Here is a 16,149-nt window from a genome sequence, read left to right as displayed (position 1 = left end):
CGCAGCCGGCCCGAGGAGGCCAAAGCTCAGAAGTCGGTCGACATCGACAAGAGCAGGGTTCGGGGCGAGCCTTGCGCTAGCGCAGAGAAGCTCGCGACGCCAGCCCAGTAGTTGGTGTCGAACACATTCTGGACCAGGGCCCGAACCGTCACTGGCCGGTTGTTGATGCGCGTGGTGTAGCGCGCGCCCAGATCGAGCCTCGTCCAGGCCGGAACAACCTGCGTGTTTGCCCCATTCAGATATTGGTGCCCGGTATAGATGGTGTTGGCGACCAATGTCAGCCCCGGTGCGAACGGGGTGTCCCATTCGGCGGACAGATTGGCCTGCACCTCGGGCACTCCGATCGGCGTCTTGCCGAGATTGGCCAGCGTGTTCGTCTTCGTCAGCTCCGCGTCGATCAACGTCACGCCGCCAAGAACGCGAATGCCCGGTTGCACTTCTCCGAACACCGTGAATTCCACGCCGCGATTGCGCTGCTCCTGATCAGCCCGGAAGACGTCGCCGGCACCCGTCTGCCCCGACGGCTTGGTGATCTCGAACAGGCTGATCGTGGTCGCGAGCGTGCCGAAATCGACCTTGACGCCTGCTTCCTTCTGCTTGCTCAGATACGGCGCAAGGACCTCGCCTTGATTCGCCGCCGTCGTCGGTGCGGTATCGCCCTTGCTGAGCCCTTCGATATAGTTGGCGTAGAGCGAAACGTTGCTCCAGGGCTTGACGACCACGCCGACCATCGGTGTGAACGCCGTCTGGTCATAGGCCGAGCTCACGGCGCCCGTGGTGGTGTTGTAGTTGTTCGACCTAACGCCCTGCTGCCTGACGCCGACCGTCAGCTGAAGCCGCTCCTGGAGAACCGACATGGTGTCCGCCAGCGCAATGCCGGTCAGCTCGGTGTCCGACAGCCGCGGCACGGTCGCGGGAGCCGCAACGAACTGCTGGGGACGGGCGATCGGCGCATAGATGTTGGACGACACCGCCGTGCCGTTCACCGAGCCCCGCGAGATCTCATCCCCGTAGTAGCTCCCCTGCAAGCTCACGGCATGACTGATCGCGCCAGTCTCGATTCGGGCCCGCACGCCGACGTCGGCCACGTTCCTGTCGATGTCGAACTTGAATCGTCCCGGTGTCGACGTGGTGTTGCCAGCCGCGTTCAGGATCGTCGGCGTCCCGAACAGACGGTCGACCTGGGTCCTGCCGCCGCCGACATTGGCGAACACCGTCACTGCGTCAGTCACGTCGTATTCGGCGCGCGCCAGAAGCGAGTTGTCGTGAACCTTGGCAAATTCCCAGGATTGCGTGACGTTGCGCCGTCCGACCGGCGCGGTCGGAACGGCGACGCCGGTTGCGACCAGGAACGGTCTCGTCGGCGCGTCGAACTTTTCCTCCTGATCGATGAAATCGAGCGAGGCCCTGAACTTCTCGCCGCGATAATCGAACGCTGCGGAGCCGACATGCGCCTCGCGGGACTGATTGTCCAACGGCGTATCGCCGTTGTGATAGCTGCCATTGACGCGAATGCCGAATTCGCGGTTCTCGCCGAACCGCCGGCTGACGTCGAGATGCGTGCCGAGCTGGGTGTTTGACGCGTAGTCAGTCGTGACCCGCGTGAGATCGACATCCCCGGCACGCTTCGGAACGATGTTGATGGTGCCGCCGACACTGCTGTTCGGCGCCATCCCGTAGAGCAGCGCGGTCGGGCCTTTGACGATCTCGATGCGCTCGACGTAATCGGTGAACACGCGGTAGTTCGGTGCAACGCCATAGACGCCGTGGAAGGCGATTTCCCCGACATTGCCTTCCCCGATCGGAAAGCCGCGGATGAAGAAGGAATCGAGAATGCCGCCGGTCTGGCCGGTGAAACGGACCGAGGGATCGTTGGTGACGACATCGGCGACGGTGACCGCCTGTTGATCTTCGATCTTCTTCGCCGTGAAGCTCGTGATGTTGAACGGCGTATCCATGAAATCCTTGTTGCCGAGCAAGCCGACCTGGCCTCCACGTGCCACCTGCCCGCCTGCGTAGGTCCGCGGCAGTGCACCGGGCCTCGCAGCCGTCGGGGTGCCTTCCGCCTGCAATTTGGCCCGCTCGTTCGCAGGCGCGCCGCGGCCCGCCCTCCTGACTGGATTGGCTCGTGGACGCGCGCGCGGCTTCGGCGCGTCTGCGGTGACGGTCACCGCCGGCAACGTGCTTCCCCCCGCGGCCTGGGGCGCAGCGCTCTGCGCGCTGCTGGCGTGCAGGACGCCGTCGCTGCACAAGGCAATGGAGACCACGGAAACCGTGAAGGCTCTCGGGCTGGCGCACGTCAGAAGCGTCTTGATGCGAGCGGCAAGAACGGCAACAGGACGAGAAAACACTTTCGACGACATCGCACCTTCCGATTTCATGAACATGAACGTCGGGGCGAGGTGCCGTGGGAACCCTCGTCGAGTCAACGAAAGCACCCTTGAATCTTAGTAGTTTATAATAAGACAAGGTCTAAATCGCGTGAGGGTTGCGAACGACCACTCTCCACGCAACGCCCGCGCGCACGCGCGCGCGACGCGAGCTTTCGCGAAGCGTGATGCGCGCCGGTCATACGAATGCAATGATGGGAGGATTCGGCCGAACCCGTGGCCGGTGATCGCTCGCGTCCTGCCAACGCGGGAAGCGCCTCAGTGATGTGGACGCCTCTCATCGCTGGAGGGGCGGCCGCACCGATCAGCGCTTCAACGTCACTCCGTGGAGGCCTTGGCGTGCCGTTCGGAGGATTCGAGGGCAGCCGCGGTGAGACTGCGCCGGCGCCAGATGGTGCCGACCACCAGCACGACGACGACTCCGATCACAGCACAGAAATACTCGCCGCCGGCCCCGCCATGGCCGAATTGCGGCGGGATGCGCGAGACCCCGAGCATGGCGTCGAGCGAGGCGCCGAACGGCCCCTCGAACAGCGCGTGCAGCCGCGGCGTGACCCCGGGATCGGTCGCCATCACCTCGCCCGCGATCCAGCCGAGCAGCGCCGCACCGGCCCAGACCAGCACCGGGAGCTTTGTGAGCAGTGCCATGATCAGCGCGGCGCCGGCGACGATCAGCGGCACGCTGATGGTAAGGCCGAGGATCAGCAGCGGCACGCTGCCATTGGCCGCGGCAGCGACAGCAATGACGTTATCGAGACTCATGACGATGTCGGCCACCACGACGATCTGGATGGCGTGCCACAGATGCGCGGCAGCGTCGACGTCGTTCTCGTCCTCGTTCTCCGGCACCAGGAGCTTTGCCGCGATCACGATCAGCGCAAGGCCGCCGAGCAGCTTGAGGTACGGCAGCTCCATCAGGGTAGCGACGACGCCGGTGAAGATGATCCGGAGCATCACCGCTGCGCCGGCGCCGAAGATCATGCCCCAGAGCCGATGCCGCGGCGACAGACCGCGGCACGCGAGCGCAATCACCAGCGCGTTGTCGCCGGAGAGCAGGATGTTGATCCAGATGATCTTGCCGACCGCGATCCAGAAAGTCGGTGCGGCCATCTCGTTGCGGAACTGGGTAAAGAAGCTCCCGATCGTAGCGGGATCGAAGATCTGCCAGAGCCAGTCCACAATGAGTCCCTTCGCCCGTCGCCTCTAGTCTGCCGACTGGATCAGCCGACGATCTCGTTACCCGAGAAGAACTGCGCGATCTCGATCGCGGCGGTCTCCGGCGCATCCGAACCGTGCACCGAGTTCTCGCCGATCGACTTGGCGTAGAGCTTGCGCACGGTGCCCTCGGCGGCCTTGGACGGATCGGTCGCGCCCATCACCTCGCGGTACTTGGCGATCGCGCCCTCGCCTTCCAGGACCTGAACCACGACCGGGCCGGAGGTCATGAATTCGACGAGCTCGCCGAAGAAGGGGCGCGCCTTGTGGACGGCATAGAAGGTCTCGGCCTGCTCCTTGGTCATGCGGATGCGCTTCTGCGCGACGATGCGCAGGCCCGCCTTCTCGATCACGGCGTTGACTGCGCCGGTCAGATTACGCTCGGTCGCGTCGGGCTTGATGATCGAGAAAGTGCGTTCGATGGCCATGATCTTGTCCTTGGGGAGAAAGCGGGGGTTCGGGGTTGCGGGGCTTATATCGGCGCCTTTGCCGGACGGCAAGCGACCGCGGAACAGCCTCATAGGCGGTTTCCGCGAGGGGATGGCTCCCGATCCGCTGGATGACGACAATTTCACCCAGATGAACCCAATCTGAAACCGCTGTCAGGATCCGGTTCAGCTTCCCCGGCGTAAGGTTGGGCCCATCGAAACCGAAGCCTGACCTCAGGCGGACCGTTTCGGCGGCCTTTCCATCGGCGCGATAGCCCCGCGCTGGCAGTCTTCAGGAGATAACCATGTTGAGGAAACTTTCGCTTGCCGCTGTCGCCGCAGCCGCGCTGGGAGCTGCGCTGGCGCCGACCTCGGCCTCCGCTCATTGGCAAGGCGGCGGGCATGGCGGTGGCCGGCACCACGGGCACGCGCACCATCACCACGGCCATCACCACGGCCATGGCTGGGGCGGACCGCGCTTCTACGCCGGCGGTCCCGTCTCCTACGGTTATGGCGGCTGCTATGTGCGCCGGCTGGTCCCGACCCCCTGGGGACCCCGCTGGCGGCTGATCAACCGCTGCTACTGAATCCGTCAGCACCTTCCGAAGGCTACCTAAGCCCCCCAGGTACCTTCCAAGAGAAGCCCCGGCGCCCCCCTCGCCGGGGCTTTGCCTTGAGCGTACAAAGCGCCGCTCATACAATTTTTACGAGAATACCCGGCTTTCCCCAAAGCCAGCGAAACCATTTCGCCGGCAATGACTTGGTACCGTGTCTTTACTTCGAGAACACGGAACCTTGCGATGGCTGGGCTTTTTGCCAATGACAGCGAACAGATCGACCGGCGCACCAGCCGCTCGATTTGCGATGCCGTGGGCGAACGGCTGCAGCAGAGCCTCCGGCCCGAGCCGCGCCTTCCGACCCATCTCGAGCAGCTCCTGAACGAGCTGCAGCGGCGCGAACGCGAGACGCACTAACGCAAAAACGAGTTGCGTTCGCCGCGCCTTGCGGTGACAAGGCCGCATGCTCGCCATCACCGACCTCTCCATCCGCCTCGCCGGACGCCTTCTGATCGACCAGAGTTCCGTGCAGATCACGCCCGGATCGCGCGTCGGCCTGGTCGGACGCAACGGCACCGGCAAGTCGACGCTGTTCAAGGTGATCCGCGGCGAGCTCGCGGCCGAGCACGGCTCGGTGACCCTGCCGCCGCGCTGGCGCATCGGCAGCCTCGCGCAGGAAGCGCCGAACGGCCCCGAAAGCCTGATCTCGGTCGTGCTCAAGGCCGACCTCGAGCGCGACGCGCTGCTGAACGAAGCCGAGCACGCCACCGACCCGCACCGCATCGCGGAGATCCAGACCCGCCTCGTCGACATCGACGCCCATTCGGCGCCGAGCCGCGCGGCTGCGATTCTCTCCGGCCTCGGCTTCTCCGCCGCTGATCAGCTCCGCCCCTGCGCCGAGTTCTCCGGTGGCTGGCGCATGCGCGTTGCGCTCGCGGCAACGCTGTTCGCGGCGCCCGACCTGCTGCTGCTCGACGAGCCCACCAATTATCTCGACCTCGAAGGCACGCTATGGCTGGAGGATCACCTTGCGCATTATCCGCGCACGGTGATCGTGATCAGCCACGACCGCGACCTCCTGGAAAGCTCGGTCGACCAGATCCTGCACCTCGAGCGCGGCAAGCTCACGCTCTACAAGGGCAGCTACTCCTCTTTCGAGGAGCAGCGCGCCGCGCGCGAGCTGCTCGACGCCAAGGCGGTCAAGCGCCAGGAGGCCGAGCGCGCTCGCCTGCAGTCCTTCGTCGATCGTTTCAAGGCCAAGGCCTCGAAAGCCCGGCAGGCACAGTCGCGCGTCAAGATGCTGGAGCGGCTGAAGCCGATCACGGCGCTGGTCACCGAGGACGTGCGCGAGATCAGCTTCCCGGCGCCGGAAAAGATTCTGTCGCCGCCGATCATCGCCGTCGACAACGCCTCGGTCGGCTACGACCCGGCGAGCCCGGTGCTGGGCCGCGTCACCTTGCGCATCGACAACGACGACCGCATCGCGCTGCTCGGCGCCAACGGCAACGGCAAGTCGACGCTTGTAAAACTGCTCGCGGGACGGCTCGCGCCGTTCTCGGGCAAGGTGACGCGCGCCGACAAGCTGTCGATCGCCTATTTCGCGCAGCACCAGCTCGACGAGCTCAACGAGGACGCCTCCGCCTACGACCACGTCCGCAAGCTGATGGGCGATGCGCCCGAAGCCAAGGTGCGCGCCCGCGCCGGCGCGATCGGCTTCTCCGGCAAGGCGGCCGACACCAAGGCCGGCAAATTGTCAGGCGGCGAGAAGGCGCGCCTGCTGCTGGGGCTTGCGACTTTCTTCGGCCCCAACATGATCATCCTGGACGAGCCGACCAACCATCTCGACATCGACAGCCGCGGCGCGCTCGCGGAAGCGATCAACGAGTTTCCCGGCGCGGTGATCATGGTCTCGCACGACCGCTATCTGATCGAGGCCTGCGCCGATCGGCTCTGGATCGTCGCCGACCGCACCGTGACCAATTACGACGGCGATCTCGACGAGTATCGCCGCCTGGTGCTGTCCACGCGCAACGCGGAAGCCCCGCGCGAGCGCAGTGCGCCGCCTGAGAAGCCGCAGCGGCCGAAAGCGGACAATCGCGGCTCGCTGAAGAAGCGCATCGCCGAAGCCGAGGCCGAGATCGCCCGCGTCAGCGAGATCATCGCCAAGATCGACACGGCACTCGCTTTGCCCGACATCTTTACGCGCGATCCCAAGCAGGCGGCGCAGCTGTCCAAGGCGCGTGCCAATGCCGCCGACGCGCTGGCACGCGCCGAGGAGCAATGGCTCGAGGCGAGCGCGCAGTTCGACGAGGCGGCGGGCTAACGTCTCCACCGCACTCCAACCAAACGTGCAAAACAACCCCATGCACAGTACCGGCACTATGGCACCGGCAAGCGAGCCTTTGAACAAGCTGCTTTTTGCCCGCTCGGCCTTCAAGCCCGGCGGGACGCAATAGCTCAATCCGCGTATTGCCCGGCGGCCTTGATGATCGGCGCCCAGCGGTCGATCTCGCTGGTCAGCATCGCGCCCAACGCCTCCGGTGTCGCCTTGTCCTGCGGGACCGGCTCGGTGTTGATGTCGTTGAACCGGGCGATCAGCGCGGGATCCTTGAGCGCGGTCTGCAGCGCCGCCGTCAGCTTCTGAACGACCGCCGGCGGCGTGCCCTTGGGCGCATAGATGCCGTGCCAGACACCGAGCTCGAAACCCTTCAGGCCGGCCTCGTCGGCCGTCGGCAGATCGGGCAGGCTCTTCAGCCGCTCCTTGGTGGTGATCGCGTAGGCCTTGACCTGCTTGGCCGTGATCGGCCCGGTCGTGTTCGTCGCCTGGTCGCAGGTGAGATCGATCTGCTTGCCGAGCAGGTCGTTCATGATCGGGCCGTTGCCCTTGTAGGGCACCGTGGTGAGCTGCTTCTGGATCGCGGTCATGAACAGCATGCCGCACAGATGGGAGGCCGCACCCAGGCCGGCGTTGGCGTAGGTCAGCTTGTCGCCCTGCTGCTGGGCGTAGGCGACGAGCTCCTTGAGCGTGTTGGCCGGGAAATCGGGCCGCGCAATGATGGTCATCGGCGCGTTGGTCACGAGCCCGATCGGCGCAAAGGCCGTCTTGGTGTCGTAGCTGAGGTTGCGGTAGAGCGTCGCCGCGGTCGAGATGCCGACGTGATGGATCAGCAGCGTGTAGCCGTCCGGCTGGGCGCGCGCAGCGCGGGTCGTGCCGATGGTGCCGCCGGCACCGGTCGCGTTCTCGACGATGACCTGCTGTCCCAGCGATTTCGCCATGCCGGCCGCGGTCAGGCGCGCGATGGTGTCGGTCGGCCCGCCCGCCGCGAATGGAACCAGCATGGTGATGGGCCGGGTCGGATAGTCCTGGGCGAATGCCGCACCGAGCGGCAAAAGCAGCGCCGATACGAGGGCTATGAACCGCATTAGTTTCCTCCGGATTGTTGTTTGCGCCATCAAAGCGCATTCCGGGGCGCGCGGCCATCACGAAAGCGACGTCAGCAGGAGTGTTGCGATCACGATTATGGTCGGGCCACCAACGCAGACGGATATCTGAGCGACTGCGACCGGGCCCGTGGCAAGCAGCCGGCAATTGATCAGGCGGTGCGCTAATGCGCGACGAGATCCTGAGCTGTCACGCTTTTGGCTGTTCGCTGCGCATGAACTCTCCGGAAAACCGCTTCGCCCTTTTTCCGCATCATGCTTTAAGTTGTCAGTTGTGGGATCACGACAATCTGGTCCACCACTCGACATGCGATTTCAGCGGCATTTGCATCTATTGGCTGCGGCTCTACTTGCGGCGTTCGCTGCGACCATTGCGTTCGTCATCCCATCTTTCATGCAGATCGAAGAGACGATCAATATCGTCGTGATCACGCAAGGCCTGAACCTGACCATGACGACGTTCATGGTCGCAACGGCGCACGCAGTGCTGCTCGGTCTTCCCCTCTATCTTCTCATCAGCCGCAAGCGATCGCACGTCGGGATTGCGGCCTGCGCTCTCGGAGGTTTCGCCGTCGGGGCAATGCCATTCGGAGTCCTAGCATTGATTTCCATGATCGGTGGCGGCACGCCGACAACGATCAATTGGTTCAACGGCGCACCACCCCCGTTTGGTTGGATCGAGTACGTCAGCACCTTAGGACTCCTGGGTTCGTTGGGCCTTGTTGGCGGCCTCACCTTTTGGGCCGCCATACGAATATCCGGGTCTGATGAACGATCATGGCGTGTCGTTTCTGCAGCCGTCCTTCTGACATGCGGCGTCTTCGTCCTGCCGGTCGTCGTAAGAGACAAAAGCTGCCACAATCTCTTCCGGGACAGCCGCACGCCCGTCCGACTACAAGTCCATGCAAATCTAAGGGTGCCGCCCGAAGAATGGAAAAAACTCGAGCAAACCTTCGCCGACTTCGGTCAAGCGCAAGCGCTATCAATTCGGCGCGACGTACACAGCCAGGATGGAAACGTCATATGGCGGAGCGTAAGCCTGTGCAACGATGCCGGAATCAGCATCAGCGTGGACGACGAGCCGTGGCTCGCTCGTATCCATCCTACTCGTGCGGATGAAGGCATGACCCTCAGCATCTATTCTCTAAGGTCGGGTTGGGACTGGAAGCCGCTCACCCGCCATCTGCTCGGCGAGCTCGAGAAAATTTGGCCCGAGAAAACTACATTCAGGGGACTGAGCGGTCAGATCCTGTTGTTCGAAGATGCAATGAAGGGACGGCCGTAGCCGTTACCTTACGTCTGCTTCCTCTTCGGACTTGGCTGCCCTCGGCATCGGCTGCTGGTCCGGATTGCCTTCGATGGAGGACATGCGACCTGCACACGGCCTCGCCATCGCCCACCTCACGTCTGCGCCTCGGCTTCGCTCTCGAGCTTCGTCCGCAGTGCCGCGACGATGCGATGAACCGTTTGCAGATCCTTGACCGCAAGCCCTTCGGAAAGGCTGTTGACCCACGGCATCTGCAAAGCCATGGCGGCGTCGAAAGCGCGCCGCCCCTTGTCGGTGAGGACGACGAGCTGTGCGCGGCGGTGATGCGGATTGGCCTCGAAGGCAACGAGGCCTTCCGCATGGAGGTCGTTGACGATCCGCTGCACGTTCTGGCGGTTGCCGCCGAGATCGCGGGCGAGCCAGGCTACCGGCTGCGGTCGCTCTGCCTGCACGATGGCGCCGAGAATCTGCCAGCGGGCGCTGGTGAGCCCGAGCGGGGCCACCAAACGGTCCCCTGCGGTCAGGAGCAGGCTGTTCAGCCGGAACAAGTCAAGCATGAGGTTCGTCAGGGCATCGCCGGCCGGCGTCCGTTGGGATTTCCGCATCCGTCACCATAGACAGTTATTGACATCATGATGTCAAATTACTAGATTGCATATAGTACCATATTGACATCATAAAACCATCTCGACGGAGTTCGTCATGGCACGCTTACGCCCACTGGACCCTGACTTTCCCATCGAGCGTCAGCTCGGCATCGACACCGGCCCTTTGGTGCTGGTGAATCTGTTCACGCTCGACAAGGCCGACGAACAAAGCTTTCTCCAGGTCTGGCAGGACGATGCCGCCTTCATGAAGCGGCAGCCCGGCTTCATCTCCACCCAACTTCATCGGGCGATCGGCGAAAGCCCCACGTATCTGAACTACGCAGTTTGGCAGACGAATGCCGACTTCCGGGCTGCGTTCACGCACCCCGAGTTCAGGTCGAAGATCTCGGCTTACCCTGCATCCGCGGTCGCCTCCCCGCACCTGTTCCAGAAAGTCGCGGTGCCCGGCATCTGCGTCGCGTAGCTCGCTTCGAAAACGGCAGACCCATGACCAAGATCATCCACCCAGTCGCGGGAGCGGTCGCACTGATCACCATTGCGACTTTCTGGCTTTCCACGGCTCTCACCGAGCTGTTTGCGTCACACGAGACCATAGCCATGGTGAAGACCGCCATACCGTGGGGCTTCCTGCTGCTCATTCCGATGCTTGCGGCGACGGGAGGCTCGGGATTCGTCCTGGCAAAGCAGCGGCGCGCCGGCCTGATCGGTGCGAAGATCAAACGCATGCCGTTCATTGCCGGCAACGGCATCCTGATTCTGATTCCCGCCGCGTTGTTTCTTGCCTCCAAGGCGAAGGCCGCGGAGTTCGACACCACGTTCTACGCCGTGCAGGCTCTCGAGCTGGCCGCCGGAGCAGCGAACATCGTTCTGCTCGGTCTCAACATGCGTGACGGCCTCAAGATGAAGGGCCGTTTCCGCGTTCGCGAGCCTGATCGCTTGAGCACCAAGCCGATCCGCGAAGATTCTTTCACTGCTGCGGAAGTGATCCCCGCCTATGCCTGCTTCTTCTTCCCCTTGGCCGCCCTCGGCACCGGCTGCGGGTCCGGATTGCCTTCGATCGAGGACAGACGTCCGGCGGTGAACGTGTAGATGCCGGCGCGCGGACCAGTGGTCCAAGTGACGACGGCGACGCGGCGGCCGCCAGCGTCGTTGGACAGGTTGACGGTCGAGGGCGCGCCGATGCCGCGCACCACGTCGCATTCGGTGTGGCCGAGCGCGACCGTGCCGCCGATCGGCGCGGGCGTCGTCGAGGCATTGGCATCGGCCGGTCCGGGCGGCGGCGCCATGCCGGGACAGGCGCCGTCGGCGCTGACGAGATCCTCAGCCCGCACCGGCTTGTCGGGGGTCAGCGGCGGCGATTCGATCGAGATGTTCTTGATGAAGAGGCGGCCGGGTTTCTGGAACCATTCGGCATCCTTCGACAGCAAATCGGCCCCGCCCGCGCAGCCCGCGACCAGCGGTGCTACGGCAGCCAACGCAATCAAGAGCGAGCCGGGAAGCTTTTGATGTCGCACGATAAACGAATTCCCCACGTGAAGGACCAGCCCTAAGCGATTGTCCCAACATCCCTTTGCGGCATGAAGGTGGCCGAAGCCAGCATCGCCCGAAAAGTGCAAATTATCATTAATTGCGGCTAACTGCGCTTCTGCCACCGGCCGCGGTCGTCGGCCTGCCAATAGGTGACATCAAATCCCCGCGCCTTGCAATCCGTCCAGGCGGTGCGGGCGAGCGCAAGCGCGTCGGGATCGTCGCCGTTGAACAGCAGCACCATGCGCTCATAGCCCTGCGCGTCCTCCGGCAGCGCGGCGTTGTCGACCAGGAAGCGGACATTGGCCCCGTTGGGATTGCCGCCCTCGATCGCCAGCACGATCGGCTGGTCGGCCACATCGTTCACCCGCCATGTCGCGTGCGGCAGGAATGAATCGTCGCGATAGGTCCACAAGTGCGAGTCGAGCGCATCGGCGCGCTCCTCCGAGGTCGACTGCACCACGACGCGCCAGCCGCGCTCGAGCGATTTCTCGAGAAGCGGCGGCAACACATTCTCCACCGTCATGTTTTGCAGATGGTAAAACAGCACTTCAGTCATGTCGGGTCATTTGCGCTCGTAATGGTCGGCGACCAGGCGGTCCAGCAGGCGAACGCCGTAGCCGCTGCCCCAGCTCTGGTTGATGTCGGTCTTCGGCGCGCCCATGGCGGTGCCGGCGATGTCGAGATGGGCCCAGGGCACGCCGTCGACGAAGCGCTGCAAGAACTGCGCGGCGGTGATCGAGCCGCCATGGCGGCCGCCGGTGTTCTTCATGTCGGCGAACTGGGAATCGATCAGCTTGTCGTATTCCGGGCCGAGCGGCATGCGCCAGACCTTCTCCCCGCTCTCGATGCCTGCCGTGAGCAGCCGGTCGGCCAGTTCGTCGTTGTTGGAGAACATGCCGGCATGCTCGGTGCCGAGCGCCACCATGATGGCGCCGGTCAGCGTCGCAAGGTCCACCATGAATTTCGGTTTCACCTTCTTGGCGACGTACCAAAGCACGTCGGCGAGCACGAGGCGGCCCTCGGCGTCGGTGTTGATGATCTCGATGGTCTGGCCGGACATCGAGGTGACGATGTCGCCCGGCCGCTGCGCGTTGCCGTCGGGCATGTTCTCGACGAGGCCGATGGCGCCGACCGCGTTGACCTTCGCCTTGCGCGCGGCGAGCGCATGCATCAGGCCGACGACGCAGGCCGCGCCGCCCATGTCGCCCTTCATGTCCTCCATGCTGCCGGCCGGCTTGATCGAGATGCCGCCGGTGTCGAAGCAGACGCCCTTGCCGACGAAGGCGATGGGGGCCTCGCCCTTCTTGGCCCCGTCCCAACGCATGATCACGGTGCGGCTCGGCCGCGCCGAGCCCTGGCCGACACCGAGCAGCGCGCCCATGCCGAGCTTCTGCATCGCCTTGACGTCGAGCACCTCGACCTTGACGCCGAGCTTGCGGAGCTGACCCGCTCTGCGGGCGAACTCCTCCGGGAAAAGCACGTTCGGCGGCTCGTTGACGAAGTCGCGTGCGATGATCACACCGTCGACGACATGGCCGGCCGCGGCGAACGCTTTCTTCGCCGCACCGGCATCGCCGACCGCAAGCGAGACGTCGGCGCGCGCGCCGCCCTCCTCACCGTCCTTCTTCTTGGTTTTGTAGCGATCGAACTTGTAAGCGCGTAAGCGCAGGCCCGAGGCGATCGCAACCGCCTGCTCGCTGGTCAGGGCGCCACCCGGCAGCTCCGCCAGGATGGTCATGGCGCTGGTGCCGGCGGGCAGCTTGCTGGCCGCCACCCCGCCGAACTTGAGGAAATCGTTGGCCTTGAGGCCGGTCGCCTTGCCGGCGCCGATCACGATCAGCCGGGTCGCCTTCACCCCCTCCGGCGCCAGAATGTCCAGCGCAGCACCACTCTTGCCCTTGAAGGCGGCCGCAGCCGCCGCGCGCTTCACAATCTCGGCAGCGCCGCCGAGGGCCTTGACCGTCGCCGGACCGAGCTTCAGGCCGTCGTCGCAGAACACGACCAGGATGCCACGAGGGGCGGCAGACAGCGGGACAAAGCCGACCTTGATGGCATCGGACATGGATAACTCCTCCAAAAGATGGGGCTTTTCGTCGTTCGGGCGTTCCAGCCACAACCGCAGCTGAACGGCGATTCACTGAGGCGTCCCCCACTATGGGCCACCCGCCCGGCAGATGCCAAGCTCCGCCGTGGCCCCCACGCCACAACAGCGAAATATTAACCATATGATGAGGGTGCCACGGGGCAGCCATTTTGTTGACGGATCAAAGGGATGGTAGTGAGAGGATGAACTGGCGGAAGAGCTGTTGGCCGACCTTGGGGATCCCCTGATCGGGGATTGGTTGGGCAGCCGGAATTCCGATCGGAATTGGGGCTTGGTGGGAATTCGTGCGGTAGCGCATGGGGTCGATCGATAGGTATATCTTCCGCACGACGCTGGCGTCGTTTGCGTTGGTCCTGGTCAGCCTAACCGGCGTGATCTGGATTACGCAGGCGTTGCGCGGCATCGACCTGATGACGAGCCAGGGTCAGACCATCCTCACCTTCCTCGGCATCACCAGCCTCGTGATCCCGGCCCTGGTCCTGATCATCTCGCCGATCGCGCTGATGATCGCGATCTCGCACACACTGAACAAGCTCGCGACCGATTCCGAGATCATCGTGATGAATGCCGCCGGCTTCTCGCCGATCCGGCTGTTCGTTCCGTTCTTCTATGCCACCTGCGTGGTGGCGCTGCTGGTCGCCTTCATCGCGGCCTATCTCGCCCCAGACGGGATGCGGCGCATCAAGCAGTGGGATGCCGAGATCACCGCGGACGTGCTCACCAACATCCTGCAGCCCGGCCGCTTCGCCCGGCTCGACGAGAACCTCACGATCCGGATTCGCGAACGCCAACCGGGCGGCATCCTCGCCGGCATCTTCATCGACGACCGCCGCGATCCGAACGAGCGCGTCTCGATCGTCGCCGAGCACGGCGAGGTCGTGAAGAACGAGACCGGCTCGTTCCTGGTGCTGGAAACCGGCAATCTCCAGCGCTTCGAGGCGGGCAAGCGCGATCCGGCGCTCGTGGCCTTCGGCCGCTACGGCTTCGACATGTCGAAATTCGCCAAGGGCCGCGACGTCACCCTCGGCATCCGTGAGCGCTATCTCTGGGAGCTGTTCTCGCCATCCGACAACGATCCCGTCTACAAGCAGATTCCAGGGCAGTTCCGCGCGGCCCTGCATGACAGCCTGCTCGCGCCGATGTATCCGTTCGCCTTTGCGGTGCTGACCTTTGCCTTTCTCGGAGCGCCGCGCACCACTCGCCAGAGCCGCAACTTCTCCATCGCCTCCTCGATCGTGGCGGTGTTCGGCCTGCGCATGGCCGGTTTCGCCTGCTCGGTGATGACGGTGAAGTCGCCGGGCGCGGTGCTGGCTCAATATGCGATGGTTTTCGGCGCCATCGGCGTCGGGCTGTGGATGATCATCCGCGGTGTCGTGGTCGAGCCGCCTCCCGGCCTGATGGAGGCCATCAACCGGTCGAACGCACGGATCGCACGGCTGTTCGGACGTCCGGCCACCGCATGAGCATGCTCACCAACACACTGGGGCGCTATTTCGCCGGCCGCTTCGTGGTCGCGGCGCTCGGCGTCTTCGGCGGCATTTTCCTGCTGCTGGTGCTGGTCGACTACATCGAGATGGTGCGCAAGACCTCGGGCCTTGCATCCGCCTCCGCGATCATGGTGGCCGAGACCTCGCTGTTCCGGGTGCCGCAGCTCCTGGAGAAGCTGACGCCGTTCTGCATGCTGATCGGCGCCATGACCTGCTATCTCGCCCTCTCCCGCCGGCTCGAGCTCGTGGTGGCGCGCGCCGCGGGCATCTCCGCCTGGCAGTTCATCGCGCCCGCGCTCGGCAGCGCGCTCCTGATCGGCGTGATCGCCACCGTCGCCTACAATCCGATGTCGGCCAATTTGCGCGAGCTGTCCAAGCGCATGGAGGCCGAGCTGTTCGGCTCCGCACCCGGCGGCGGCATCCAGGACGCCTCCGGCTTCTGGCTCAACCAGATGACCAGCGACGGGCAGACCATCATCAATGCGGCGCGCAGCGAGCAGCAGGGCATCCGGCTGACCGGGCTGACGCTGTTCCGGTTCGACCAGGACCAGCACTTCAAGGAGCGGGTCGAGGCGCGCGAGGCGACGCTGGATGCCGGCCGCTGGCTGTTCAAGGGCGTCCGCCGCTTCTCGCTGGACGGACCGCCGATCGACCAGGCCACCCTGGAGATTCCGACCACGCTGACCGAGGCGCAGGTCCGCAACAGCTTTTCCACCCCCGAGACTGTGTCCTTTTGGCAACTACCGAGCTACATCCGCTCCTCCGAAAGCTCGGGCTTCGCGACAGCGGGATACCGACTCCAGTATCAGAAGCTTCTGGCGCAGCCGTTTTTGCTCGCAGCCATGGTGATGCTCGCGGCCTCCGTGTCGTTGCGCTTCTTCCGGATGGGCGGCGTGCAGAAGATGGTTTTGAGTGGCGTGGGCGCAGGCTTTCTGCTCTACGTTCTGTCGAAAGTAACTGAGGACTTGAGCAAGGCTGAGTTGATGCATCCGATCGCTGCGGCGTGGTTGCCCGTTGTGGTGGGCGGCCTCACCGGCTTTTTGGCCTTGCTCTATCAGGAGGACGGATAGTGACTGCCGTCCGCCGAGGGCACGTGTCTCGTTTGACGCGGCGCACATGGGT

Annotated in this window: 15 protein-coding genes and 1 pseudogene; 8 read left to right on the top strand and 8 right to left on the bottom strand. The window is 64.4% G+C overall.

The genetic code is table 11. The features are described 5' to 3' along the window. Positions 1-26: 26 nt before the first annotated feature. From I6F21_RS03870 to ndk, 3 genes are all read right to left on the bottom strand, one after another. The gene (locus tag I6F21_RS03870; RefSeq protein ID WP_225140360.1) at positions 27-1,958 is read right to left on the bottom strand and encodes a TonB-dependent siderophore receptor; all 1,932 of its coding nucleotides are present in this window, start codon (positions 1,956-1,958) and stop codon (positions 27-29) included. Positions 1,959-2,708: 750 nt separating this feature from the next. Next, the gene (locus tag I6F21_RS03865; RefSeq protein ID WP_225140274.1) at positions 2,709-3,569 is read right to left on the bottom strand and encodes a TerC family protein; all 861 of its coding nucleotides are present in this window, start codon (positions 3,567-3,569) and stop codon (positions 2,709-2,711) included. Positions 3,570-3,610: 41 nt separating this feature from the next. Beyond that, positions 3,611-4,033: a nucleoside-diphosphate kinase gene (ndk, locus tag I6F21_RS03860; RefSeq protein ID WP_036000620.1), complete on the bottom strand. Its 423-nt coding sequence runs from the start codon at positions 4,031-4,033 to the stop codon at positions 3,611-3,613. A 305-nt stretch (positions 4,034-4,338) separates the two neighbouring features. On the opposite strand from ndk, the gene I6F21_RS03855 reads away from it, so the two are divergent. From I6F21_RS03855 to I6F21_RS03845, 3 genes are all read left to right on the top strand, one after another. Continuing rightward, on the top strand, positions 4,339-4,620 hold the full coding sequence (locus I6F21_RS03855; RefSeq protein ID WP_225140273.1) for a sulfur globule protein precursor: 282 nt from the start codon (positions 4,339-4,341) through the stop codon (positions 4,618-4,620). 213 nt (positions 4,621-4,833) lie between these two features. Continuing rightward, positions 4,834-5,007, top strand: coding sequence for a hypothetical protein (locus I6F21_RS03850; RefSeq protein ID WP_167361656.1), 174 nt, complete (start codon positions 4,834-4,836; stop codon positions 5,005-5,007). Positions 5,008-5,053: 46 nt separating this feature from the next. Then, positions 5,054-6,913, top strand: coding sequence for an ABC-F family ATP-binding cassette domain-containing protein (locus tag I6F21_RS03845; RefSeq protein WP_225112272.1), 1,860 nt, complete (start codon positions 5,054-5,056; stop codon positions 6,911-6,913). A gap of 134 nt (positions 6,914-7,047) precedes the next feature. Here the strand turns inward: I6F21_RS03845 and I6F21_RS03840 are convergent, their stop codons facing one another. Then, complete coding sequence (locus I6F21_RS03840) at positions 7,048-8,013, bottom strand: tripartite tricarboxylate transporter substrate-binding protein (protein WP_036000623.1); 966 nt, start codon at positions 8,011-8,013, stop codon at positions 7,048-7,050. Between the two features lie 412 nt (positions 8,014-8,425). Here I6F21_RS03840 and I6F21_RS03835 point away from each other — a divergent pair, with 412 nt between their 5' ends. Next, positions 8,426-9,316 (top strand): hypothetical protein, encoded by an 891-nt coding sequence (locus I6F21_RS03835; protein WP_225140272.1) that lies wholly within the window; start codon positions 8,426-8,428, stop codon positions 9,314-9,316. Between the two features lie 116 nt (positions 9,317-9,432). Here the strand turns inward: I6F21_RS03835 and I6F21_RS03830 are convergent, their stop codons facing one another. After that, complete coding sequence (locus I6F21_RS03830; protein WP_109143994.1) at positions 9,433-9,903, bottom strand: MarR family winged helix-turn-helix transcriptional regulator; 471 nt, start codon at positions 9,901-9,903, stop codon at positions 9,433-9,435. Between the two features lie 97 nt (positions 9,904-10,000). On the opposite strand from I6F21_RS03830, the gene I6F21_RS03825 reads away from it, so the two are divergent. Both I6F21_RS03825 and I6F21_RS03820 read left to right on the top strand, forming a co-directional pair. Beyond that, entirely contained in the window at positions 10,001-10,369 is a 369-nt protein-coding gene (locus I6F21_RS03825) for an antibiotic biosynthesis monooxygenase family protein (protein WP_036000602.1), read from the top strand. A gap of 23 nt (positions 10,370-10,392) precedes the next feature. Continuing rightward, positions 10,393-10,827: pseudogene (locus tag I6F21_RS03820) on the top strand (hypothetical protein); the annotation flags it as partial. Positions 10,828-10,898: 71 nt separating this feature from the next. On the opposite strand, the gene I6F21_RS03815 reads toward I6F21_RS03820, so the two are convergent. The 3 genes from I6F21_RS03815 to I6F21_RS03805 all read right to left on the bottom strand — a co-directional run bounded on the left by I6F21_RS03815 (position 10,899) and on the right by I6F21_RS03805 (position 13,498). Further along, positions 10,899-11,381, bottom strand: a complete 483-nt coding sequence (locus I6F21_RS03815; RefSeq protein WP_081494469.1) for a hypothetical protein — start codon at positions 11,379-11,381, stop codon at positions 10,899-10,901. A gap of 158 nt (positions 11,382-11,539) precedes the next feature. After that, positions 11,540-11,992, bottom strand: a complete 453-nt coding sequence (locus I6F21_RS03810; RefSeq protein WP_057028976.1) for a DNA polymerase III subunit chi — start codon at positions 11,990-11,992, stop codon at positions 11,540-11,542. A 6-nt stretch (positions 11,993-11,998) separates the two neighbouring features. Next, positions 11,999-13,498, bottom strand: a complete 1,500-nt coding sequence (locus I6F21_RS03805) for a leucyl aminopeptidase (protein WP_225140271.1) — start codon at positions 13,496-13,498, stop codon at positions 11,999-12,001. Between the two features lie 338 nt (positions 13,499-13,836). On the opposite strand from I6F21_RS03805, the gene lptF reads away from it, so the two are divergent. Together lptF and lptG are read left to right on the top strand one after the other, a co-directional pair. Next, a complete protein-coding gene (gene lptF, locus I6F21_RS03800; protein ID WP_225140270.1) occupies positions 13,837-15,003 on the top strand; it encodes an LPS export ABC transporter permease LptF in 1,167 nt (388 codons plus the stop codon). Beyond that, entirely contained in the window at positions 15,000-16,097 is a 1,098-nt protein-coding gene (gene lptG / locus I6F21_RS03795; protein ID WP_225140269.1) for an LPS export ABC transporter permease LptG, read from the top strand. The genes lptF and lptG overlap by 4 nt, the downstream gene beginning before the upstream one ends. Positions 16,098-16,149 lie beyond the last annotated feature (52 nt).

The organism is Bradyrhizobium sp. NBAIM03, from assembly GCF_020194055.1.
Taxonomy (GTDB): domain Bacteria; phylum Pseudomonadota; class Alphaproteobacteria; order Rhizobiales; family Xanthobacteraceae; genus Bradyrhizobium; species Bradyrhizobium yuanmingense.
The sequence above is the reverse complement of the archived record's forward strand: the minus strand, read 5'-3'. Positions and strand labels throughout refer to the sequence as shown.

Excerpts from the sequence above, each read along its gene's own strand:
- I6F21_RS03870 (WP_225140360.1), bottom strand. The coding sequence starts at position 1,958 with ATGGATACGCCGTTCAACATCACGAGCTTCACGGCGAAGAAGATCGAA.
- ndk (WP_036000620.1), bottom strand. The coding sequence starts at position 4,033 with ATGGCCATCGAACGCACTTTCTCGATCATCAAGCCCGACGCGACCGAG.
- I6F21_RS03855 (WP_225140273.1), top strand. The coding sequence starts at position 4,339 with ATGTTGAGGAAACTTTCGCTTGCCGCTGTCGCCGCAGCCGCGCTGGGA.
- I6F21_RS03850 (WP_167361656.1), top strand. The coding sequence starts at position 4,834 with ATGGCTGGGCTTTTTGCCAATGACAGCGAACAGATCGACCGGCGCACC.
- I6F21_RS03845 (WP_225112272.1), top strand. The coding sequence starts at position 5,054 with ATGCTCGCCATCACCGACCTCTCCATCCGCCTCGCCGGACGCCTTCTG.
- I6F21_RS03840 (WP_036000623.1), bottom strand. The coding sequence starts at position 8,013 with ATGCGGTTCATAGCCCTCGTATCGGCGCTGCTTTTGCCGCTCGGTGCG.
- I6F21_RS03835 (WP_225140272.1), top strand. The coding sequence starts at position 8,426 with ATGCAGATCGAAGAGACGATCAATATCGTCGTGATCACGCAAGGCCTG.
- I6F21_RS03830 (WP_109143994.1), bottom strand. The coding sequence starts at position 9,903 with ATGCGGAAATCCCAACGGACGCCGGCCGGCGATGCCCTGACGAACCTC.
- I6F21_RS03825 (WP_036000602.1), top strand. The coding sequence starts at position 10,001 with ATGGCACGCTTACGCCCACTGGACCCTGACTTTCCCATCGAGCGTCAG.
- I6F21_RS03810 (WP_057028976.1), bottom strand. The coding sequence starts at position 11,992 with ATGACTGAAGTGCTGTTTTACCATCTGCAAAACATGACGGTGGAGAAT.
- I6F21_RS03805 (WP_225140271.1), bottom strand. The coding sequence starts at position 13,498 with ATGTCCGATGCCATCAAGGTCGGCTTTGTCCCGCTGTCTGCCGCCCCT.
- lptF (WP_225140270.1), top strand. The coding sequence starts at position 13,837 with ATGGGGTCGATCGATAGGTATATCTTCCGCACGACGCTGGCGTCGTTT.
- lptG (WP_225140269.1), top strand. The coding sequence starts at position 15,000 with ATGAGCATGCTCACCAACACACTGGGGCGCTATTTCGCCGGCCGCTTC.